Source organism: Vibrio sp. Vb0888, from assembly GCF_033338835.1.
Classification (GTDB): Bacteria; Pseudomonadota; Gammaproteobacteria; order Enterobacterales; family Vibrionaceae; genus Vibrio; species Vibrio alginolyticus.
In genome coordinates this window covers 232,353-253,432 of record NZ_JAWOTL010000003.1, presented here as the reverse complement: position 1 = coordinate 253,432, position 21,080 = coordinate 232,353, and the positions used below count along the sequence as shown (strand labels likewise).

19 protein-coding genes are annotated in these 21,080 nt (G+C 46.1%); 7 read left to right on the top strand and 12 right to left on the bottom strand.

The window, feature by feature from the left end:
- Window positions 1-113: 113 nt before the first annotated feature.
- From R7P72_RS07170 to R7P72_RS07130, 9 genes are all read right to left on the bottom strand, one after another.
- Window positions 114-530, bottom strand: coding sequence for a membrane protein (locus R7P72_RS07170; RefSeq protein WP_005377532.1), 417 nt, complete (start codon window positions 528-530; stop codon window positions 114-116).
- Window positions 514-1,566, bottom strand: coding sequence for a formate dehydrogenase subunit gamma (locus R7P72_RS07165; protein WP_005377534.1), 1,053 nt, complete (start codon window positions 1,564-1,566; stop codon window positions 514-516). The genes R7P72_RS07170 and R7P72_RS07165 overlap by 17 nt, the downstream gene beginning before the upstream one ends.
- A 14-nt stretch (window positions 1,567-1,580) precedes the next feature.
- Window positions 1,581-2,189 (bottom strand): formate dehydrogenase FDH3 subunit beta, encoded by a 609-nt coding sequence (fdh3B, locus tag R7P72_RS07160; RefSeq protein ID WP_005377536.1) that lies wholly within the window; start codon window positions 2,187-2,189, stop codon window positions 1,581-1,583.
- 11 nt (window positions 2,190-2,200) lie between these two features.
- Window positions 2,201-5,056 carry a formate dehydrogenase subunit alpha gene (locus R7P72_RS07155; RefSeq protein WP_005377539.1) on the bottom strand — a complete coding sequence of 952 codons (2,856 nt, stop codon included), beginning with the start codon at window positions 5,054-5,056 and terminating at the stop codon, window positions 2,201-2,203.
- 10 nt (window positions 5,057-5,066) lie between these two features.
- On the bottom strand, window positions 5,067-5,267 hold the full coding sequence (locus tag R7P72_RS07150) for a twin-arginine translocation signal domain-containing protein (RefSeq protein WP_005377542.1): 201 nt from the start codon (window positions 5,265-5,267) through the stop codon (window positions 5,067-5,069).
- 73 nt (window positions 5,268-5,340) lie between these two features.
- Window positions 5,341-5,967, bottom strand: coding sequence for a molecular chaperone (locus R7P72_RS07145; protein ID WP_005377544.1), 627 nt, complete (start codon window positions 5,965-5,967; stop codon window positions 5,341-5,343).
- A gap of 9 nt (window positions 5,968-5,976) precedes the next feature.
- Complete coding sequence (locus R7P72_RS07140) at window positions 5,977-7,638, bottom strand: 4Fe-4S dicluster domain-containing protein (protein WP_170893784.1); 1,662 nt, start codon at window positions 7,636-7,638, stop codon at window positions 5,977-5,979.
- A 308-nt stretch (window positions 7,639-7,946) separates the two neighbouring features.
- Window positions 7,947-8,576: a DUF3306 domain-containing protein gene (locus R7P72_RS07135; RefSeq protein ID WP_054730070.1), complete on the bottom strand. Its 630-nt coding sequence runs from the start codon at window positions 8,574-8,576 to the stop codon at window positions 7,947-7,949.
- Window positions 8,566-9,030: a DUF3305 domain-containing protein gene (locus R7P72_RS07130; RefSeq protein ID WP_005389514.1), complete on the bottom strand. Its 465-nt coding sequence runs from the start codon at window positions 9,028-9,030 to the stop codon at window positions 8,566-8,568. Before R7P72_RS07130 ends, R7P72_RS07135 begins: the two co-directional genes overlap by 11 nt.
- A gap of 323 nt (window positions 9,031-9,353) precedes the next feature.
- Here R7P72_RS07130 and R7P72_RS07125 point away from each other — a divergent pair, with 323 nt between their 5' ends.
- The gene (locus R7P72_RS07125) at window positions 9,354-10,178 is read left to right on the top strand and encodes a formate dehydrogenase accessory sulfurtransferase FdhD (RefSeq protein ID WP_054730068.1); all 825 of its coding nucleotides are present in this window, start codon (window positions 9,354-9,356) and stop codon (window positions 10,176-10,178) included.
- Window positions 10,179-10,418: 240 nt separating this feature from the next.
- Here the strand turns inward: R7P72_RS07125 and R7P72_RS07120 are convergent, their stop codons facing one another.
- The 3 genes from R7P72_RS07120 to R7P72_RS07110 all read right to left on the bottom strand — a co-directional run bounded on the left by R7P72_RS07120 (window position 10,419) and on the right by R7P72_RS07110 (window position 15,707).
- Window positions 10,419-12,011, bottom strand: coding sequence for an ABC-F family ATPase (locus R7P72_RS07120; RefSeq protein ID WP_017634911.1), 1,593 nt, complete (start codon window positions 12,009-12,011; stop codon window positions 10,419-10,421).
- Between the two features lie 215 nt (window positions 12,012-12,226).
- Window positions 12,227-14,266: a cache domain-containing protein gene (locus R7P72_RS07115; protein ID WP_005377562.1), complete on the bottom strand. Its 2,040-nt coding sequence runs from the start codon at window positions 14,264-14,266 to the stop codon at window positions 12,227-12,229.
- Window positions 14,256-15,707 carry a sigma-54-dependent transcriptional regulator gene (locus R7P72_RS07110; protein WP_031778964.1) on the bottom strand — a complete coding sequence of 484 codons (1,452 nt, stop codon included), beginning with the start codon at window positions 15,705-15,707 and terminating at the stop codon, window positions 14,256-14,258. Before R7P72_RS07110 ends, R7P72_RS07115 begins: the two co-directional genes overlap by 11 nt.
- Before the next feature lie 334 nt (window positions 15,708-16,041).
- On the opposite strand from R7P72_RS07110, the gene R7P72_RS07105 reads away from it, so the two are divergent.
- From R7P72_RS07105 to R7P72_RS07080, 6 genes are all read left to right on the top strand, one after another.
- Window positions 16,042-16,860: a substrate-binding domain-containing protein gene (locus tag R7P72_RS07105; RefSeq protein WP_005389522.1), complete on the top strand. Its 819-nt coding sequence runs from the start codon at window positions 16,042-16,044 to the stop codon at window positions 16,858-16,860.
- Between the two features lie 6 nt (window positions 16,861-16,866).
- Window positions 16,867-17,565 (top strand): ABC transporter permease, encoded by a 699-nt coding sequence (locus R7P72_RS07100; RefSeq protein WP_005377569.1) that lies wholly within the window; start codon window positions 16,867-16,869, stop codon window positions 17,563-17,565.
- Between the two features lie 50 nt (window positions 17,566-17,615).
- Window positions 17,616-18,335 (top strand): energy-coupling factor ABC transporter ATP-binding protein, encoded by a 720-nt coding sequence (locus R7P72_RS07095; RefSeq protein ID WP_005377570.1) that lies wholly within the window; start codon window positions 17,616-17,618, stop codon window positions 18,333-18,335.
- Window positions 18,313-18,900: a molybdenum cofactor guanylyltransferase MobA gene (gene mobA / locus R7P72_RS07090; RefSeq protein WP_005377572.1), complete on the top strand. Its 588-nt coding sequence runs from the start codon at window positions 18,313-18,315 to the stop codon at window positions 18,898-18,900. Before R7P72_RS07095 ends, mobA begins: the two co-directional genes overlap by 23 nt.
- Complete coding sequence (locus tag R7P72_RS07085) at window positions 18,897-20,675, top strand: bifunctional molybdopterin-guanine dinucleotide biosynthesis adaptor protein MobB/molybdopterin molybdotransferase MoeA (RefSeq protein ID WP_005377573.1); 1,779 nt, start codon at window positions 18,897-18,899, stop codon at window positions 20,673-20,675. The genes mobA and R7P72_RS07085 overlap by 4 nt, the downstream gene beginning before the upstream one ends.
- Before the next feature lie 74 nt (window positions 20,676-20,749).
- Entirely contained in the window at window positions 20,750-21,016 is a 267-nt protein-coding gene (locus R7P72_RS07080) for a DUF2960 domain-containing protein (RefSeq protein WP_005377584.1), read from the top strand.
- Window positions 21,017-21,080 lie beyond the last annotated feature (64 nt).

The window sequence follows — 21,080 nt, the reverse complement described above, 5'->3', positions numbered from 1 at the left end:
TTCACTCAATAAGTTGCATCAAGTATCACCACTGCGACTCAACGCTTCATATTTGAGACAAAACAGCAACAAAAAAACCGCCTATTACGGCGGTTTTGCTTAAAGAATACTGATTAAAGGTTTGGACCTGTCGATGGTCTGTGTGGTTGGTTATTGAGCAGTTGCTGCATCCCTTGAAACATTCGCATAAACCACACCAAGATGGCTAATGCAGCAAACACCATCCCTACCCAAGGAATAAAGTAAGCGATGGTTTCAAGCAAAGTACTATGCAACCAATAATCACTCACGCCAACGAGTACACCGTTAGAAGTCGCGACGGTGACGATCAACACAACAAAAAACGTCAGGTAGAGAAAGAAGGTGCGAATTAAACCGTAGTAATGAGAAATCACTACGTCGCTGTCTTCTCCCTTATCTAATCGGTAACCCGCATAGATAATTGCGATAACGCCTGAGATCAGAAACGTAAACGGGGTCAGACAGCTCAGGATGTACGCAACCCAAATCCCGTTATGAGGTTTGTTCATTCGCTTTCGCTCCTTTTACTTCCGTTTGTGCCGTATCTGTTTCGCCCATTGCTTCTTTGGACTTCACTTCCTCATACCAAAGATCGTGGTGTTCTTTCGCCCATGTCTCGTCAACTTCACCAGTCACCATGCCTTCTAACGCACCTTCCATACCGAATAGACCAATATAGATGTGGAAGATAAAGCCACAGATTAGAATCAGTGCCGAAATCGCATGAACTAAGTTAGAAAGCTCCATGTCACGGCGAGTTTGGCCAAAGATAGGAAAGTCCAGAACTAAGCCACTCACTGCCGCGATAGCACCAAAGAAGATCAACAACCAATAGATTGCCTTCTCGCCACCGTTTGAGAAACCAGCAGACGGATGTGTGCCTTTGTGTTTACCAACCATACCGCCCATTTTCATGAACCAACGAACATCAGTCATGTTTGGAATCGACTTGCGCCACCATTTAAAGAGCACGAGCATCAGTAAAATGAAGAACAATGGTCCCATGTAATTGTGGTACTGCTTCGCCAACATGACGATAAAGCCCCAGAACTCAGTAGGAACGTACGGTTTTAAGAAGTGCTTACCGTAAACCAGCATCAAACCACTGAATGCCAGCGTTAAGAATGTAAACGCCATACTCCAGTGAAGCGCGCGGTCTAAACGAGACCAACGCTTCATTTTTTTACCAGTACGCGGCTTGCTAAGCATCAAAGGACCAACGAATACGTAAGCCATGATTACCATTGCAATACTGCCGAAAATCGCGACAGCACCCGCTGGAGACATCCATTTCTCTTTTAGAATGTACCAAGTCTCACCAGGTTTACTGATCAATACGCCATGTTCTGGCGATTGAGACGTGGTGTAGCCTTCTTGCCCCTCTCTGACTTCGCGCCAATAGTCTGCCCCGGCGAGTTGCGTGATCTCCTGTTGAATAACTTTAGAAGATTGTTCCTCTGCTGAAGCAGGCATTGCGAAAGTCAGCAGCAATGCCGTCATCATTGACAGCATTGCTAGAGATGCACGTTTAAGCGTGTTTAACATGTGCCTCTCCTTACTTAGCTTTTCGTCGCATCGTAAGAAAGATCGTTTCCGTCTGTCCAACCTGCGTTTTTCGCGCCGCGTTCTACCACACGTTGACGGAAAATGTCAGAGACTTTCTCTGCGTCACCCGCAAGCAGCGCTTTGGTTGAACAAAGCGATGCACACATCGGTAACTTGCCTTCTGCGATACGGTTCGCACCGTATTTTTGGCGCTCTTCCTCAGAGCCAGGCTCTGTTTCTGGGCCGCCTGCACAGAAAGTACATTTATCCATTTTGCCACGTTCGCCAAACGCTTCTTGTTTAGGGAACTGAGGTGCGCCAAACGGACAAGCAAACAGACAGTAACCACAACCGATACACAGATCTTTATTGTGAAGAACGATGCCGTCTTCGGTATGCTCGAAACAATCAGCTGGACAAACTGCCATACAAGGCGCATCGGTACAGTGCATACAAGCAACAGAGATAGAGTTTTCACCAGCTTCACCGTCGTTTAGTGTTACCACGCGGCGACGTTGAATGCCCCATTCAAGCGCATCGTCGTTTTCGTTCTTACATGCAGTAACACAGCCGTTACACTCGATACAGCGTTTGGTGTCACATAGAAATTTCATTCGTGCCATTGTCAGACTCCTTACGCTTTACGAATGTTACATAGGGTTACTTTGGTTTCCTGCATCAAGGTAACCGGGTCGTAACCGTAAGTGGTTGCCGTGTTAGCCGATTCGCCAACAACGTAAGGCTGTGTACCTTCTGGGTATTTAGGACGTAGGTCTTCACCTTCGAACTTACCGCCAAAGTGAAACGGAATGAACGCCAAACCAGGTTTCACACGACGTGTTACCATCGCTTTCACCTTGATTCGTCCTTTCTCTGCACCTTCAACCCAAACATCATCACCATCTCTAAAGCCAAGATCGTTCGCGTCTTTCGGGTTCACTTCAACAAACATTTCTTGTTGAAGCTCGGCAAGCCAAGGGTTTGAACGCGTCTCTTCACCACCACCTTCGTATTCAACCAGACGGCCAGAAGTCAGAACGATTGGGTACTCGCCCGATTTGTCTTGCTCTTGAATGGATTTATACAACGTAGGAACACGGAAGATTGCATCTTTGTCTTCCCAAGTTGGGTAGTCCGTTACAAGGTCACGACGTGGTGTGTAAAGTGGTTCACGATGCAGTGGCACACGGTCTGGGAACGTCCAAACAATCGCACGCGCTTTCGCGTTACCAAATGGAATACAACCGTGCTTGATCGCGACACGCTGAATACCGCCAGAAAGGTCAGTCTTCCAGTTTTTACCCTCTGCTGCCACTTTCTCTTCAGCAGTTAGGTCGTCCCACCAACCAAGTTGTTTCAACAACTTGTCAGTGAACTCTGGGTAACCGTCTTTGATTTCACAGCCTTTCGAATAACTGTCTTCTGCAAGAAGGCTCTTGCCTTCAAATTCCACACCAAAGCGCGTACGGAAGTTACCGCCACCTTCTGCAACCGTCTTAGACGTATCGTACAGAATGTGTGTACCTGGGTGTTTCATTTCTGGTGTGCCCCAGCATGGCCAAGGTAGACCATAGGTTTCACCGTTGACAGGGCCACCTTCCGCTTCCAATGTGGTTTTGTGGAACGTATGCCAGTTTTGTTGGTGCGCTTTCAAACGCTCTGGGCTTTGGCCTGTGTAACCAATCGTCCACATGCCTTTGTTGAATTCACGCGTCAGGTCTTCAATCACCGGCTGGTTGTTTTCAACACGGATGTTTTTGAACAGAAGATCTGAATAGCCCAGTTTCTTCGAAAGCAGGTACATGATTTCGTGGTCTGGTTTTGATTCAAACAAAGGTTCAATCACCTGATCACGCCATTGTAGAGAGCGGTTAGATGCGGTAACGCTGCCGTGTGTTTCAAACTGTGTTGTTGCAGGAAGCAGGTAAACGCCGTCGGTACGGTCGTTCATTACCGCAGCAACCGTTGGGTAAGGGTCCACAATCACCATCATGTCCAACTTCTGCATCGCTTTTTTCATCTCAACACCACGTGTTTGAGAGTTAACTGCGTGTCCCCAGTAGAACATTGCACGGATGTTTTCGCGTTGACGAATGTTGTCTTTGTTTTCCAGTACACCATCAACCCAACGAGATACAGGAATACCTGCACTGTGCATTGGTTTCTGACCGCTATAAGCGTTGTCATCGAAACGACCTTTGATCCATTCGTAATCGATTTCCCACACTTTTGACCAATGACGCCAAGCGCCTTCAGAAAGGCCGTAGTAGCCCGGTAGCGTGTCAGAAAGTACGCCAAGGTCGGTTGCGCCTTGTACGTTATCGTGACCACGGAAGATGTTTGCGCCGCCGCCTGATTTACCAATGTTACCAAGCGCTAGCTCAAGCACACAGTAAGCACGTGTGTTGTTGTTACCAGTAGTATGCTGAGTACCACCCATACACCAAACAATACAGCCTGGGCGATTTTCAGAAAGCAGTTTTGCTGTTTGGTAAACGTCTTCTTCACTTACGCCTGTTACGCGCTCTACTTCTGCTGGCGTCCACTTCGCTACTTCAGCACGGATTTCATCCATACCGAATACTCGTTGACGGATGAACTCTTTATCTTCCCATTGGTTTTCGAAGATGTGCCACAACACACCCCAAATAAATGCTACGTCAGAACCTGGACGAAGTGATACATAGTGATCCGATTTTGCTGCCGTACGTGTACGACGAGGATCCGCTACGACGATCTTACAGTTGTTCTTCTCTTTCGCGATCAGAATGTGCTGCATCGCCACTGGGTGTGCTTCAGCTGGGTTTGAACCAATGAACAGCATCGACTTACAGTTGTGCATGTCATTGAAAGAGTTGGTCATCGCACCGTAACCCCAAGTGTTTGCTACACCCGCCACGGTTGTTGAGTGACAAATACGCGCTTGGTGGTCAACGTTGTTAGTGCCCCAAAGTGATGCCATTTTGCGGAACAAGTACGCTTGTTCGTTGCTGTGCTTTGCGCTTCCCAAGAAGTAAACCGAATCAGGGCCAGACTCTTTGCGGATGTCCATCACCTTGTTACCGATTTCTTCGATCGCTTGATCCCAAGAAAGCTTTTTCCACTTACCGTTTTCAAGCTTCATTGGGTATTTAAGACGGCGCTCACCGTGACCATGTTCACGCAGTGCTGCGCCTTTTGCACAGTGACCACCGGCGTTAAATGGGTGGTCGAATGCAGGCTCTTGACCCGTCCAAACACCATTTTGAACTTCTGCGTAAATACCACAACCCACTGAACAGTGAGAACAGATAGTACGTTTTACTTCTGTTTTCGCTTCTGGATCGACTGATTTTGCTTGCGCTTTTTTCATCATTCCCGGTGCGAATAGACTAGCACCAACCACTGCGCCACCAGCGGCAAGCGAAGTGTTTTTCATGAATGCACGACGAGATACGCCAAGCTGGTTCGTTTCTTTGCTCACACTGTCGGAGCGTTTGACAAGTTTCATCCGTTATCTCCTAAAGTGTGTCGTAGTAATCGCGAATGTGTTGAGTTTCACGATACCCTTTCTTCTTCACGTCGTTTTCAGAAGGCTCAACCGTTTCTGAAGCAACGGCCACTTTCGTGGTTCCCGCAACAACAGCACCGGCAACGGCAGCGGTTGTGAAGCCTTTTAGGAGATCCCTACGGCTTGTGTTTATTTCTTTATTATCTTTCATCATTGCTTCCTTACCTTACGGTAGATCTTTGGAGACTCATGCCTCTCTATCGATATGACCAAGTACTGCTCGATTACTCGTAATCAGTGACGTTTTTCACATCAATTTTTAATTTGTTCTTACTGCTTTTGGTGTTCACGCTAAAGCGCACTTGCTCTAACGTTAAAAACGCATCGCAAAGCTGTGCAGCTGGCTTGTAGAAGTTCACGCTTTCTGCGCTCTCTAGTTGGCGCGTAAAAGATTGGAACCAAGGGGCGATGTGTTTGTTAAACACCGCTTGTTGAAGTTCTTCCTCTTCACCTGTCAGCATTGCCATCACTTCGCACAGTGCAGAAATATGGTCTTCAGGCTCTTTCACGTTCTCTTCTCGTTCGATGCCTAAAAGATCCAAATCGCGACGAATTTCCGCTAACGGTTTTTCCATCATCGAGCCAGTGCGATGCCAAGATCCGAATGGCACAACTTCACCACGTCCAATGCCAATAAACAGATCTTGATATTCTTCTTCTAACGCTTCTCGCTGCGTTTCGTTCGCGGCTTGTTGCAGTGCGAGCCAAGCTTTTTGCATCGCGCTCTCAGACGGTTCAATTTCTAGCGACTTCAGGAACGCCAGCATTTCATCACTAGGCGCACTACGAAAAAGTGCAGATAGTACGAGATAAATGTCTGTTCTCAGTGTTTGTTCTTGTTGTGTGTCCACTGCGAGCTCCTAGTATTTCAGTTGTTTCATTGGGTCTTCTGCCATCGACTCAAACATGTCGATCACACGGCAGTCTTCACACATCGCGATACGATTGATTGCCGCTTCATCAGAGAAATGAGAGTGACCGCGTAACTTGTTTTGTAGCATGTCGATCATCGATTGCGGAGCAAAAGGCTTGTGACAACGAATGCACTCGGCTGCCTTTTCTTCATGAATCACAACCGCTTTCTGGCGTTCTTCTTTCACCCAGTTCATACGAGGAGTAAGCGTCAGCACTTTCTCTGGACACGCTTTCTCGCACAGCCCACATTGAATGCAGTCTTGCTCGACGAATTTAAGCGACGGAGATCGACCGTCCGTATGCAATGCACGTGTTGGACACACCGCCACACAGCTCATACACAACGTACAACCTTTACTTTCACAAGAGACTGTGCCGTAAGGTGCGTTCGCTGGAAGTTCAACAATGTTCTCAACTGGAATACGTGATGCGGACAACGCATCCAACGCCGTAAATAGACGCTGACGTTTGTTACCTTGCAAATCACCTAATGCCAAATCAAAAGACTCAGTACAAAGTGTCGGAGCACCTTCACGTAGTGACTCTAGATACAGAATGTCGATGGTTTCTTTGGCGATACCAAGCTGACCGAGCAGCTCTTGAGCAATACCTACTTCGCTATTAAGCACACGAATAATGGTTTGAGGCATAAAACGTGAAGCCGCAAACAGCACCTGAGTAGCACCATTCACAAGCGCGGCGAACCAAGTATCAATACCAACCGAAGGCAGTTCTTCCACCACAATTGGAATCACATTATCTGGCAGTGCTTTTAGTGCCATCACGTTGTAGCTCTCGTGGCGAGAACTACAAATCAATACGATAGGATCTAAACCACCCGCTTGCTCATAGTTGGCGAGCGTACGTTCAATAAACTTTTGCGTATCTTCAGGGTTTGGCAGTGCGTAATGAATCGCTTCTGTCGGACACGCTGTAGCACAAGTACCCACGCCTTGACATAGGTATGGGTTGATCTCGATGCGATGGCCCGTTCTGTCGCTGCCTTCACTCGATAGTGCCCCTGCCGGACAAGCATCCACACACCGTTCGCAACCTTTTACGCCACGAGAGCTGTGTGCACATAAATCGGTATCTAAACGGAAGAATTTCGGTTTATCGAACGTCCCCATTAAGGTTGGAATCTCTTCCAACGCTTCAGCCAGTTTCGGATAGCCACGACCTACTGGGTAGTAGCCCGGTACTGGGACTTCTTCCGACATGCAGCTGTTAAGGCAAAGATCGAGTACGATATCGAAACAATCGCTATTGATCGCGACCTTGGCAAGGTTGTTGGTCAAACCATGATTTTCAATCAGAACTTCAAACGTACCTAAGAACCCTGAAACCTGAACCGAATTGGCGTAATAAAGCTCGGGATTTGTGCCCTTTTCGCCATCGGTAGAAAGCAGAGTTAGGCTGTTCATTTGCGACAATTGCGCTGCCGCACTTTCGATGATTGCCGTTGGGCCCACAATCAAAGTATTACCGCCGCTTTCATAGCTTACGGTTGGTGGAATAAGATTGGTCAACTCTACGGTATTTTCGAAAGCGTACAGCCTCGCTTTACCGTTATTGGAAGTTGCTTGTTCTAATAATTGTTTCAGCATTGCTCAATTCCATTTATAAACATGGATAGTCTTTTCCATCTCTTAGTGTAGTTAGCGCCGGAGATTCTGCTGATTAACTTATCAATGAGCATTCTTATTCCACCGTCTATAGGCGATGAATACTACGCAGTGCGTCCGTACTAACTTCAACCAGATTGGTATTTAGCAACAAATAGCAAGTGTCATGCCAATAAAATATCAACTAAAAATCAACAGGTTATCAATTTTACTGACAAATAGTAGGGATAAAAAAACCGGTTGAGACATTTTGTCTCAGCCGGCTCATTGAGTGTTTAGTCAAAATGTACCTATTCTTTGTGTGGTATATTTTGTCTCACCTCGTTAGGCTGTGATTCTTCAGCAAAAGTATCACTTTCACTAGACACTGTATTTATATACAGTTCATTTTCATCTTGAGTAATTTGGGCATTTTTGTCGGTGTTTGACTCTGCGTCTTCAACTACCTCAGATGCGATATCGTTAGCGTTAAGCTCAGACCCTTGCGCAGTTTCAGCGTTTGGTTCGTCTTCCACTTTGTCTTTAACCCAATCACGCAGCGTCTCAGCGACGTCTTGAGAAAGTGACTTTAAGTTACTGTAATCATCATCGTAATCGTCTAGGCCGTCACGCACGTTAAATTCTTCGGACAAGAACATTTTGCGCAGCGCAGCTTTCTTAACGCTTTCTGAAGCTTCAGAAACCAGCAGTTGCGCCACAGACATTTCTTCGGTTTTTTCAACCTCTAAAGTCGCGGTAATGTCTGGAGCCTGACTATCCTCATTGACGTTCAAAGCATCAGAGCTTTCGTCAGCGTTTGAAAGCGCTGTGACATTATCTTCGGATTGCTCCGTCTCTGCTATCGGCGTGATCTCTTCAGCATGTTGGGAAGATTCTTCTAGTTTACGTTTCGACCAACGGCTTAAAAAACTAGTTGCCATTTGCTCTGCCTGCTCCTTTGCGTTTCTTGCGTCTTACTTCTAACAACTCACCGTGGCGACCGATAAAGGCTTCCATCCAAGCCTGAACGGCTAACGGCATATCGTTAGATAGTACAAGGTTATCACCATCCATATATTGCGCCGCGACAGATTGTGAAGCCGTCAGTAGCTGTATCGCTGGTTTTTCACCAGACTCGACGTTATCCATCACTAAAAAGAGTTTAGGTTGCTGAGAGCTTAAGTTAAAACGGTAGTCTGTACGCTCGTCTTTATGTAATTGCAACAGACAAACATCTGGAGTCTCTTCCGTCGGATTCAGCGCAAATCCTGTCAACTGCCATTGGGTTGTCACCCAAATCCCTGTACTGATCTCATGCTCAACAAGCTCTACGCCGATTGGCCATGTATCCTCAGTCTTTTCGTAATTTTTTTCGAAATCTTTCTTATCCGACATAACTCACCCAGTCTTTCTATTTTTGGTCTGAAAACACACAGGACATTTTGCCCCCGTTTTCGACCATTTTTATTGTCTTCGAAGCAATAAACGCGCCAAGCTGATATAACTTAGTCTATATACTCCCTCAGGCTATAAGTACCAAACTAGACGAAACTCAAATGTATTGATGTGTCATTACTGCGAACTCGCAGTTTTAATGCATTGTTGACATAAAACCTCGCAATTTCTGTGGGAACCGCTATTTTGGAATGAGATTTGCTAGCCACTTAAAAAGCTAAAATGCGTAGCAACCTAACGCTCTTAATCACTAGGACACGACTGTGCTGAAACCAAATATTATTAAAACCAGTGAAAATCCCCTGCAAACCATTGAAGTCGATGTGTACGACGAGTACGGCGAAAAGCTCACGAAGCAAATCGCTTGCGAGCGTCCTCTTACGGTCATGCTGAACTGGAAAGAAGTGGTCACGCTCATGACGCTAGGTTCGCGTCCAGAAGCACTAGTACTGGGTTATTTAAAAAACCAAAGCTTCCTGTCCGATCCAGCCGCGATTGAATCCGTTATTATTGACTGGGAAACGCATTCCGCAGCGGTGATTACTAAAGAAAACACTGAACACTTAGAAGGCGCCCTGAAAAAGAAAACCGTCACCTCAGGTTGTGGCCAAGGCACTATGTATGGCAACGTGATGAAGCAGCTTGAAAATTATCAAGTGCCTCAAGTTTCTCTTAAGCAGTCAGAAATTTATTCTGCGCTGGAAGCGTTAACTCATTACAACGACACCTACAAAAAAGCGGGCGCAGTACACGGCTGTGCGGTTTGCAAAGGTAATGAAGTGTTGTCATTTGTGGAAGATGTCGGCCGTCACAACGCAGTGGATACACTTGCAGGTGAGATGTGGCTCAAAGAAGAAACAGGTGAAGATAAAATTTTCTACACAACTGGTCGCCTTACATCAGAGATGGTGATTAAAGTGGCTCAAATGAGCATTCCTGTTCTGCTTTCTCGCTCTGGCGTTACTCAAATGGGGTTAGATCTAGCGAAGCAATTTGGTATTACGACCATTGCGCGTGCGAAAGGTTTGCGCTTCCAAGTCTTTACAGGAGCCGACAAGGTTGAATTTGATGTAAAAGGCAACCAATAACACCTTTTCAGTGTAAACTAAAACCAATAATGCGGATTCACAGAGGATGTGGACTATGAATAATGACCAATTGTGGAATTTTCTGCTTACGCCCAGCGGTATCATGCTTTCTATGATTATTACCTTTGGCGTGGTCGGGCTCTATGCGTATATAACAGGTCAGTTTAAGGATTAAGGCCAAATATCAAAAAAGCCTCGCTAAATAGCGAGGCTTTTGCTTTTTAAACGCTTTGCGAGTAATTACGCGTCAACACCACGAGATTTTAGGAACTCAGAGTAAGTGCCTTTAAAGTCTGTGATTTTACCATCGCGGATTTCGATAATACGCGTTGCTAGTGAGTCTACGAATACACGGTCGTGAGAGACGAAGAACAACGTGCCTTTGTATTGCTCAAGCGCGGTGTTCAAAGATTCAATCGATTCCATATCCATGTGGTTAGTAGGTTCGTCCATTAGCAGCATGTTTGGCTTGTGCATCATTAGCTTACCAAGCAGCATACGACCTTGCTCACCACCAGACAGTACTTTTACTGACTTTTTAATGTCGTCTTGACCAAACAGCATACGACCAAGGAAACCACGAACGACTTGCTCGTCATCACCTTCTTGACGCCATTGACCCATCCAATCCGTTAGGTTCATGTCTTCTGCAAAGTCATGCGCGTGGTCTTGCGCGTAGTAACCGATGTTTGAGTTTTCAGACCATTTGTACTCACCCGCACGCGGTTCAAGCACACCAGCAAGCGTGTTTAGAAGTGTTGTTTTACCCACACCGTTCTCACCGATGATCGCAACGCGCTCACCCACTTCAAAAATTGCATTGAAGTCTGAGAACAAGTCCTCTTCGAATCCTTGGCTTAGGTTTTCAACAATCAGAGCGTTACGGAACAGCTCTTTCGACTGTTCGAAACGAATGAATGGGTTTTGACGGCTAGACGCTTTAACTTCATCCAGTTTGATCTTGTCGATTTGCTTAGCACGAGATGTCGCTTGTTTTGCTTTCGATGCGTTTGCAGAGAAACGAGCAACGAACGTTTGTAGCTCAGCGATTTGTGCTTTCTTCTTCGCGTTGTCGTTTAGTAGACGTTCGCGAGCTTGAGAAGCCGCCGTCATGTACTCGTCGTAGTTACCAGGGTAAACGCGTAGTTCACCGTAGTCCAAGTCAGCCATGTGTGTACATACTGAGTTTAGGAAGTGACGGTCGTGCGAAATGATGATCATTGTGCAGTTACGCGCGTTTAGCGTATCTTCCAACCAACGAATTGTGTCCATGTCCAAGTTGTTGGTAGGTTCGTCAAGAAGCATCACATCTGGGTCTGCGAATAGAACCTGCGCTAGAAGCACACGAAGTTTCCAGCCTGGTGCTACTTCACTCATTAGACCGAAGTGTTGCTCCATTGGGATACCTACAGCAAGAAGAAGCTCGCCCGCTTTGGCTTCTGCCATGTAGCCGTCCATTTCAGCAAACTGAACTTCTAAGTCAGCCACTTTCATGCCGTCTTCTTCGCTCATCTCAGCAAGTGAGTAGATACGGTCACGCTCTTTCTTCACTTCCCATAGCTCTTTATGACCCATGATGACGGTATCGATTACCGTAAATTCTTCGTAAGCGAACTGGTCCTGGTTCAGTTTTGCAACGCGCTCGTTTGGATCGTAGCTTACGTTACCACTGGTTTGCTCAAGCTCGCCGCTGAGGATCTTCATAAAGGTTGATTTACCACAACCGTTAGCTCCAATTAAGCCGTAGCGATTGCCTTCGCCGAACTTAACTGAAATGTTTTCGAATAGCGGCTTAGCGCCGAATTGTTGAGTAATATTCGCTGTGGAGATCAAAACCTTTACCTTAGCAATTGGGGTGTATTTAGAAAAACCGGGCAACGGTACTTGTTCATGCTACATACTGCAAGTGTTGTTTTTATTAATTCACTCCAAGTGAAATAATTGTAAGGTTTCTAAGAAGCAAAAGCGCAAACATAAATGCGTCATTAAATACAAAAAAGAGCCACTATCGTCAGTGGCTCTTTTCCATTAATACTTCAAAAAAGTGACTATGCGATGTTCGTCACCTCTAGGATCAGTTCGGCTTTTTTAGGTAAATAAATACTGAATTTACTGCCTTTTCCCCATTCAGACTCTGCTTTTAACTCACCACCCGTTTGGCTGAGAATACTTTGAGAGACCGATAGCCCTAACCCTGTGCCTTCTCGTTTCGTTGTGTAAAATGGCGAGAAGATTCGACTCAAGTTTTCTGGTTTAATACCGCAGCCCTCATCGATAACATGAATCGCGGCTCCTTTCACTTCGCCCTCTTCAATCCAGTCTTCACTGACTACTGTTAAAGTTCCTTTACCGCTCATTGCGTGAATGGCGTTCATTTGCAAATTAACTAAGATTTGTAGCAAGTGGTGACGGTTTATCTCAACGGACGTATGCGCTTGTAGGTCAGTCACAAATTCAACGTCGCGTTTCTTGGTGCCAGTTTTAACCAAGGTGATGCTTTCATCAATGATAGGATTGACATGTTGCCAAGTGATTTCATCTTGAACACCGCCTTGGCGACTGTATTGCAATAAACTGCGTGTGATATTGCGGATACGATCAATTTGCGCGTGAATCGCATCAATTTCTTCTTGTACTCGACTTGCATCGTCACCCAATTCAAAATGGATCAATTCTACGTTGCCAAGAATCACGGCGGTTGGGTTATTAATTTCGTGAGCAATCCCCGCGGTGAGCTCTCCCAGCGCTGCCAGTTTTTCATGAACAACGAGTTTGTCGCGGGTTTGGTTGAGCAATTGAATATGCAGTTCAAGATCTTGGGTTTTTTCTCTCAGGCTTGCCGTACGCTCTTGAACTTTGCATTCAAGTTGAGCTGCGGAGTTTTTCAGTTCAATTTTGCGCTCTTCTAGCGCGTCTAACATATCATCAAACTGTCTGGCTAACTGCGCAAGTTCATGATCGGCATCTAATCCTAACGGGCCAATCCGTTTTTCTTTACCTTGTTGGACCTGCTTCACCACTTTATGAATGCGTTCGATCGGTCGAAACAGATCATAAGAACCGCGATATACCATCACGCCGGAAACCAGCAATAACATAACCGTAATCAAGCTGATTTCGGCAATGTTCGTCATGTAGGCTTTAACGAATGGCCACATGAGGTAACCGGTATAAAGCATACCAATAACATTGTCGTATTGGTCTTTGATTGGTTGATACGCCGTAATATACCAAGCGTCATACACATAAGCGCGATCAACCCACTGTTCACCCTTCGAAAGTACTTGGTTATACACTTCTGCACTCACGCGAGTGCCTATGGCGCGCCCTAGCCTATGATCGCTGTCTAGAGGAACGTTGGTGCTCACACGCAAATCATCGAGAAACACAGTCAACGTACCCACAGGGCGAAGGCGGTCATTATCACTTAAGTAAATGAGATCGCGGATTTGATCCACCAACACTGTACTGTTGTTAAGGAGCAAACCACCATCAAGAAAGCCGATCAAATCGTTCGCTTGGCTGTATACCGGAATCACGGTTCGACTGACTAACCCACGCGCCTCCCTGTCACCATCAGCAAGAATAGGCACTTCTGCTCGTTTGGCGAGTTCAGGATCGAGGCGTTCGAGTTCTTCTTTATTGAGTACATCAAAAAACGATTCGCGCTTGGTGAGATCCATAAAGCGGAATTTGTTTTCCATGGAATTAACGCGTTGGAAAGAGAGAAAATCTAAAGCATATCTTTTCTTCTGCTCTGTGACCCACTTTTGCAGGTCACCTTGTGGCGTTCCTTGATTAATGCGAATACGGAAATCGTACGAATCGGCAAACGCCCGCACGTAATTGGCTTGCTTTTGCTGTAACAACGTTACGCTGTTATTTGCAACACCAAGACGCTCCGAGACATCAAGCAGCGCATTTTGCCACGTGTAATGAATAGACCAATAAATGGTAATGCCGATCAGAGCTAACAACGTGAGGAAAATCGGCGCAGAGGTTAAGAATAACAAACGATAACGCACCATGGTTTTAAAACGGTGCGTCCATTTTGACAATCCTTTGTGCTGTGGGCCGTTAGTCGGCATATTCCTCATCCTCAGAATCCCATTCTTTGTATTTACGTTCTAAGGTCTTGCGAGCTACGCCCAAGTCGCGAGCAGCGGCTGATTTGTTGCCTTCGTGCAAGTTAACGACTTGTTTAATATGTGCTTTCTCGACTTCTTTTAACGTCCAGCTGTTTGGATAGCCCTCGCCAGTAAATTCTTTGCCTTCTTTAAAGGTTGGTAACTCAGCTGAGTGAGAAACAGTAATCGATACATTAGGCAGTGAATGCCCGCCATTCAGCTCTCGCCAATAGTGTGCAGGTGGTTTGCCAAGCAAGATACAACGCTCAATCAAGTTTTTCAGCTCACGAATGTTTCCCGGCCAATCGTACTCACTCATGGCTTCCATGTCCTCGTGCGCCCATTTGGGCGCGGGCATACCTAGCTCGCGCGTCAGCATGTTGCTGAAAAATGGCACCAACTCAAATAAGTCGGTTTTGCGCTCTCGCAGCGGACACACTTCAATTTTCAGAACGTTTAAACGGTAATAGAGGTCACTGCGGAAATTACCTTGATTGACCTCTTCTTGCAGGTTTCGGTTGGTTGCCGCTACGATACGGACATCAATACTGATCTCTCTTTCTGAACCGACAGGGCGAATCGTACGCTGCTCTAACACACGTAATAATGATGCCTGCATTGCAAGTGGCATCTCCCCGATTTCGTCAAGAAATAAGGTGCCACCGTTAGCAACACGGAACAAACCTTCACGCGATTTTTTTGCACCGGTAAACGCGCCCGATGTATGACCAAACAACTCACTTTCTAAAAGCTCTGGTGCAATCGCACCGCAGTTGATTGGCACAAACGGGCCCGTTCTCCCACTCGCCTGGTGGATACCTCGTGCAACTAGTTCTTTACCCGTACCCGACTCACCTTCCACCAAAACAGAAGCGCGTGATGGTGCAAATTGGTTAATAAGTTGCTTAAGCAGACGCGTTTTTTCTGAGCCGCCGATGATCTCTGAGGTATTGTGACGTTGGTAATCGCGTGTCATGGCGTACTGCATGCGTTCGTTCAAACGGCGATCCATACAGCGACTGACCGCTTTTAACATCTGCTCAAGGTTGAATGGTTTGAGGATAAAGTCGGAAGCACCGAGCTGTAGCGCTCGAATGGCAATTTCTAAATCCGCATAACCCGTCATAAAAATCACATCGGCACGTTTGTCATCATCTTCAAACGCTTCTTCCCACTCAATTCCAGAACGCCCTGGCAGATTAATATCCAGTAAGATCAGATCATAATGTCGAGAATTACGCAGTAGTTCTGCTTCTTCGATGCTACCAGCTGTATCGACATGTGAAAAAAGCTTACCCAATGCCTTTTTCAAGATGGCTTGCATGCCTAATTCATCATCGACGACCAGTACGGAAAAGGCGCTATATTGTTGGTTTGTACTAAGATGGGATTGAGTAGACATATTTACCCCAGATGGATTTCGATGGGACAGAGTGTACCAAGTTTAAACAGAGATACCCTACAAAAAGTGCGACATTTTGTACCAACGCAAACTTTTATGCAAATAACCCCATGATTTAGTGCATAAACCAAGCACTTTAAGCTTGTAAAAGGTTGGCATCTTGTTTGCTATAAGGTGGATACGGAGCGCATTTAAGTGATCTCAGGATGTTGATGTTTGCTTATTCCAACACCCTAAGACAACTTGCGTATTACGCTAATCGCTCTCGTCCAAAAAGGCTTCTCCCTAAAACCTGGAGAGATTCCAAAGAATCATTGGAAAGGAACACATAAAAATGAAAAAAATTGCGCTAACTCTGGCTGCAACGTCTATCACGCTTGTAAGTTACTCTGCGTTTTCTGCTCAAGACGGAGAACATGTTCGCCTTGCAACCACAACCAGTACTTACCATTCAGGTTTACTTGATTACCTGCTTCCACAATTTGAAAAAGACACGGGCTACAAAGTCGATGTTATTGCTGCAGGTACGGGTAAAGCCTTAAAAATGGGCGAAAACGGTGACGTAGATTTGGTGATGACACATGCACCAAAAGCTGAAGGCGCATTTGTTGAGAAAGGCTACGGCGTTTTACCTCGCAAGCTAATGTACAACGACTTTGTGATTGTAGGCCCGAAAGCTGACCCAGCAACAATCAAAAATGACGAAGGCGTGTTAGATGTATTCAAAGAGATCGCAAACAAAAACGCAACGTTCATCTCTCGCGGCGATGATTCTGGTACGCACAAAAAAGAAATGGGCTTCTGGGCTCAAACTAAAATCGAACCGAACTTTGGTGGCTACCGTAGCGTAGGTCAAGGTATGGGCCCAACTCTAAACATGGCGTCTGAAATGCAAGGCTACACCATGACGGACCGCGGCACATGGCTGGCTTACCAAAACAAATTGGATCTAGAAATTCTGTTCCAAGGCGATGAAAAACTGTTTAACCCGTACCAAGTTATTCTTGTTAACCCTGAGCGTTACCCAACGATCAACTACCAAGGTGCGAAGGCATTCAGTGATTGGTTGGTAAACCCTCGCGGACAGGAACTTATCAATGGTTTCCGCCTAAACGGTAAACAACTGTTTGTTGCGAATGCTGAGAGCAAATAACGCAATATGAATCTTGCTGATACAACACTGGAAGCGCTTCGCTTACTGGTGAATTTTGATGCAGACCTATGGGAGATCGTTGCGGTCTCCTTTAGTGTTTCTATTAAGGCAATATCCCTAGTGGTATTGCCGGCTATTTTGATGTCCTTTGTACTGGCGTATACCGACTTTCGCGGTAAATGGTTTTTGTTGTCGATCGTAAATACGCTGCAAGCGGTCCCTACCGTGGTGATTGGCCTGTTGCTGTACATGTTGCTGTCGCGTGCTGGCCCTTGGGGAGACTGGCAAATGCTGTTCACTCAGAAGGCAATGATCTTCGGCCAAATGGTGATCTGCTTCCCTGTTTTGGTATCGATGATGCATGGTGCATTACAATCTAGCGACCGTCGTGCAGTGGAAACTGCCATCACGCTGGGCGTCTCCATTCCGCGCTTGGCAGCTACGATGATTTGGGAAACCCGCTTTCCTCTACTTGCGGCTATCATTGCAGGGTTTTCACGTATCGTGACCGAGGTGGGCTGCTCAATGATGGTTGGTGGGAACATTATGGGCGTGACGCGAAATATTCCCACGGCTATCGCAATGGAAAGCAGTAAAGGTGCTTTTGCGCAAGGAGTTGCATTAGGAATTGTATTACTATCTTTAGCGTTGGCTCTAAACTTCTTCTTATCAAGCATGAGAGGCAAAGGCTACCTCAGAACATAGAACATGAAGCAAACAAACGACTCACCATTAACCCCATGTCGAGGCGAATTATGACTATAAAAATCACCGCCGAACAGTTATCCATGCGCTTTAAAGAGCGTGTGCTTTTCCACATCCCTGAGTTAGCCATCGGCCCAAATGATGCCATTTATCTCAAGGGTGACAATGGTGTGGGCAAAACTACCCTACTCAAAATCCTTGCTGGCTTGCTCAAACCCTCTACTGGCGATGTTGTTGCGCCAAAAGATACGTGGCTGAAAAGACTGACGTGTCGCAATGGTCGTGTCGATGTGATTTATCTCCATCAATCCCCTTACCTTTTTGACGGCACTGTATATGAAAACGTAGTCTATGGAGTGAAATATCAACAAGACACGCAAAAAGATAAGCGAGCTCAAGTTATTCACGCGCTGCGCATGGTAGGTTTAGAAACCTTAGCGGACGAACATATTTCCGTGTTGTCCGGCGGTGAAAAACAGCGCGTTGCCATGGCAAGGGCTTGGATTTTAAAACCGTCGATTTTATTGATGGATGAGCCAAGTGCGTCTTTAGACCAAGAATCCATTGAACGATTGGTAATGATGGCGAAAGATCTTTTGGATCGTGGTTCCAGTATCGTGGTGACAAGCCATCAGGCCAACGCACTGACCGACTTATGTAAAAAACAGTGGTGGATTAAAGACAAGACTTTGATAGAGTCTCCTCTGTTGTATGTCATACCAAAAGAAACATCCCAAGAGAATGCATATGCTTCAACCAACACAAACTAGTTGGGTCATTTTGGCTGGTGGCCAAGCCAGCCGTATGGGTGGAAAAGATAAAGGTCTGATTGAGTTAAATCAGAAGCCACTCATCGAACACGTTATTGAGCGTTTATCTCCACAAACTCCACGCATTTTAATTAATGCCAACCGAAACCAAGATGCGTACAGCAAATTTGGTTTCGTATTTAGTGATCAATTCAAAGATTTCCCTGGGCCTATGGGCGGTATTCACGCGGGTTTGATGCATGCTGAAACTGACTGGGTCGGATTTGTACCTTGCGATAGCCCACAAATCAACACCGACCTTGTCGAGCGTTTCTGCCAGTTCGTCAAAGAAGACAGCGATATTTTGGTCGCGCATGATGGTGACCATCAGCAACCTGTTTTTACGCTCTACCACAAGCGCGTACTGCCAAAACTCACCGCATTTTTAGAACGTGGCGACCGCAAAATCATTCTACTCTACAAAGAGTGCAATACCAGTTACGTTGACTTTAGCGACTCACCAAACTGTTTCGTCAACTTGAACACTCCGGAAGAACTGGCGCAATTTGGACAATTAGAATCATGAAACACACGCTAAACATTCCTATTCTTGGTTTTGCAGCTTATTCAGGCACAGGCAAAACCACGCTACTTGAAGCCCTATTGCCAAAGCTGACCGAAGCAGGTTTACGCATTGGCATGCTAAAACATGCGCACCACAACTTCGATGTCGATAAGCCGGGTAAAGACAGCTACCGTTTACGCAAAGCTGGCGCATCTCAAATGCTGATTGCTTCTCGCAACCGTTTTGCGTTAATGACAGAAACGCCAGAAGCCGAAGCGGAGTTTGAATTCCTATTAACACGTTTTGATGAAGACATGCTTGATGTGGTTTTGGTCGAAGGCTGCAAAAACATCGCGTTTCCTAAAATCGAATTGCACCGTGAAGAAGTCGGCAAGCCTTGGCTTTATCCAAACGATGAAAACATCATCGCTATCGCTTCAGACGGCGGCGAGTTGGACTCTGAACTGCCACAAATGAACATCAATGATCTTGAAGCGATTGCTCAGTTCGTTATTCAGTATGTTCAAGAAGCGAAAGCACCAAAAAACAAAGAGAAAGAAGCCGCATGTTGCGACACACTTTCTCCTGCTTTCCTTTCTGTGGTTCAAGGCCAAGAGAAAATCCTTTCTTTGGTGAACACGGTTTCGGAAATAGAAGCATGCAAGATTGAAAACGCCTATGGCCGCGTTCTTGCGGAACATATCGTTTCACCAGTAAATGTGCCGCAATACACCAACTCCGCGATGGACGGTTATGCCATCCGCAGTGATGATGTTGACCGTGATAGCTACCAAGTGGTTGTTGAAGTGATGGCGGGCCATGCTTACGATCAACCTCTGGACGTTGGTCAAGCGGTGAAGATCATGACTGGCGCACCAACACCACGTAACGGCGACACAGTGGTCATGCGTGAGCAAGCCTCTCAAGAAGGTGACAAGGTCACCTTTAACGGTGCGAATATCAAAGCAGGCCAAAACGTTCGTCAAGCAGGTGAAGATCTCGCTATCGGCAGTGACGTCTTTACCGCAGGCACTCGCCTAGCCTCTCCAGAAATGGGCATGATCGCTTCGCTTGGTTTTGGTGAAGCGAATGTGTTCCGCAAAGTGAAAGTTGCCGTGTTCTCCACCGGTGACGAAGTACAAGCGCCGGGAACAGAGCAAAAAGCGAATTCTATCTACGATTCCAACCGTTTTACCATCATGGGCATGCTTGAAAAGCTCGGCTGCGAGATCTTGGACTTCGGTATTCTGGAAGACAACGAAAAGTTAATGATTGAAGCGTTGGAAAACGCATCGGCGCAAGCGGACGTGGTTATGACTTCTGGTGGCGTATCTGTTGGTGATGCGGATTACATCAAACTTGCCTTGGATAAACTTGGTCAAATAGATTTTTGGCGAATCAACATGCGTCCGGGACGTCCATTAGCGTTTGGTCAAATCAACAACAAGCCGTTCTTTGGTCTGCCGGGCAACCCTGTGGCAGTGATGGTTTCATTCATCAACTTTGTTGAGCCTGCACTGCGTAAGATGCAAGGCGAACAAGGCTGGAAGCCTCTGAAAGTGAATGCCATCGCGACTGAGAATCTTCGCTCTCGCCAAGGTCGTACCGAGTTTAGCCGTGGCGTCTATGAGCTGGATGAAACTGGCCGTTTAACCGTTCGTACAACAGGCAAGCAAGGCTCTGGTATTTTACGCTCAATGAGTGAGGCGAACTGTTTGATCGAAATCTCCCCAGCTATTGATACAGTAAAAGCGGGAGAAAGCGTGACAATTATCCCACTTCAAGGCAGAATCTAGCTCAAACTAGAAATTCAAAGGTCAGCGAGTCTGGCCTTTTTGTTTAATACAGAAACCTTTTCAGAGAGACAGCTATGGCTCGCACCATTCTTTACACTTACAAAGACCAAGACAAAGAACTGACGTTCTCATACCAGCAGCACCGCAACATTCAAGAAGCAGTTGCAGAAGCCGAAGGTATCGATATCACTGAGTTCCTAAAGATGGAGCAACAAATCGAAGCAGTGTCTGACACTAAAGCGGTGCGAAACTACCGCGACAACTACTTCAGAAAATTAGGCTTTAGCAAAATCACCCTAGCTCAAAAAGAAAACCTGGGCGTAGGCAAAAAGAACAAATAAGCTTAGCTGCAAACAGAAAACTCACGATTCGTCGTGAGTTTTTTATGCATGCTACTTTTGTTCA

Coding starts and splice junctions, on each gene's coding strand:
- R7P72_RS07170 (WP_005377532.1), bottom strand. CDS start 530: ATGAACAAACCTCATAACGGGATTTGGGTTGCGTACATCCTGAGCTGT.
- R7P72_RS07165 (WP_005377534.1), bottom strand. CDS start 1,566: ATGTTAAACACGCTTAAACGTGCATCTCTAGCAATGCTGTCAATGATG.
- fdh3B (WP_005377536.1), bottom strand. CDS start 2,189: ATGGCACGAATGAAATTTCTATGTGACACCAAACGCTGTATCGAGTGT.
- R7P72_RS07155 (WP_005377539.1), bottom strand. CDS start 5,056: ATGAAACTTGTCAAACGCTCCGACAGTGTGAGCAAAGAAACGAACCAG.
- R7P72_RS07150 (WP_005377542.1), bottom strand. CDS start 5,267: ATGAAAGATAATAAAGAAATAAACACAAGCCGTAGGGATCTCCTAAAA.
- R7P72_RS07140 (WP_170893784.1), bottom strand. CDS start 7,638: ATGCTGAAACAATTATTAGAACAAGCAACTTCCAATAACGGTAAAGCG.
- R7P72_RS07135 (WP_054730070.1), bottom strand. CDS start 8,576: ATGGCAACTAGTTTTTTAAGCCGTTGGTCGAAACGTAAACTAGAAGAA.
- R7P72_RS07130 (WP_005389514.1), bottom strand. CDS start 9,030: ATGTCGGATAAGAAAGATTTCGAAAAAAATTACGAAAAGACTGAGGAT.
- R7P72_RS07115 (WP_005377562.1), bottom strand. CDS start 14,266: ATGCCGACTAACGGCCCACAGCACAAAGGATTGTCAAAATGGACGCAC.
- R7P72_RS07110 (WP_031778964.1), bottom strand. CDS start 15,707: ATGTCTACTCAATCCCATCTTAGTACAAACCAACAATATAGCGCCTTT.
- R7P72_RS07105 (WP_005389522.1), top strand. CDS start 16,042: ATGAAAAAAATTGCGCTAACTCTGGCTGCAACGTCTATCACGCTTGTA.
- R7P72_RS07100 (WP_005377569.1), top strand. CDS start 16,867: ATGAATCTTGCTGATACAACACTGGAAGCGCTTCGCTTACTGGTGAAT.
- R7P72_RS07095 (WP_005377570.1), top strand. CDS start 17,616: ATGACTATAAAAATCACCGCCGAACAGTTATCCATGCGCTTTAAAGAG.
- mobA (WP_005377572.1), top strand. CDS start 18,313: ATGCTTCAACCAACACAAACTAGTTGGGTCATTTTGGCTGGTGGCCAA.
- R7P72_RS07085 (WP_005377573.1), top strand. CDS start 18,897: ATGAAACACACGCTAAACATTCCTATTCTTGGTTTTGCAGCTTATTCA.
- R7P72_RS07080 (WP_005377584.1), top strand. CDS start 20,750: ATGGCTCGCACCATTCTTTACACTTACAAAGACCAAGACAAAGAACTG.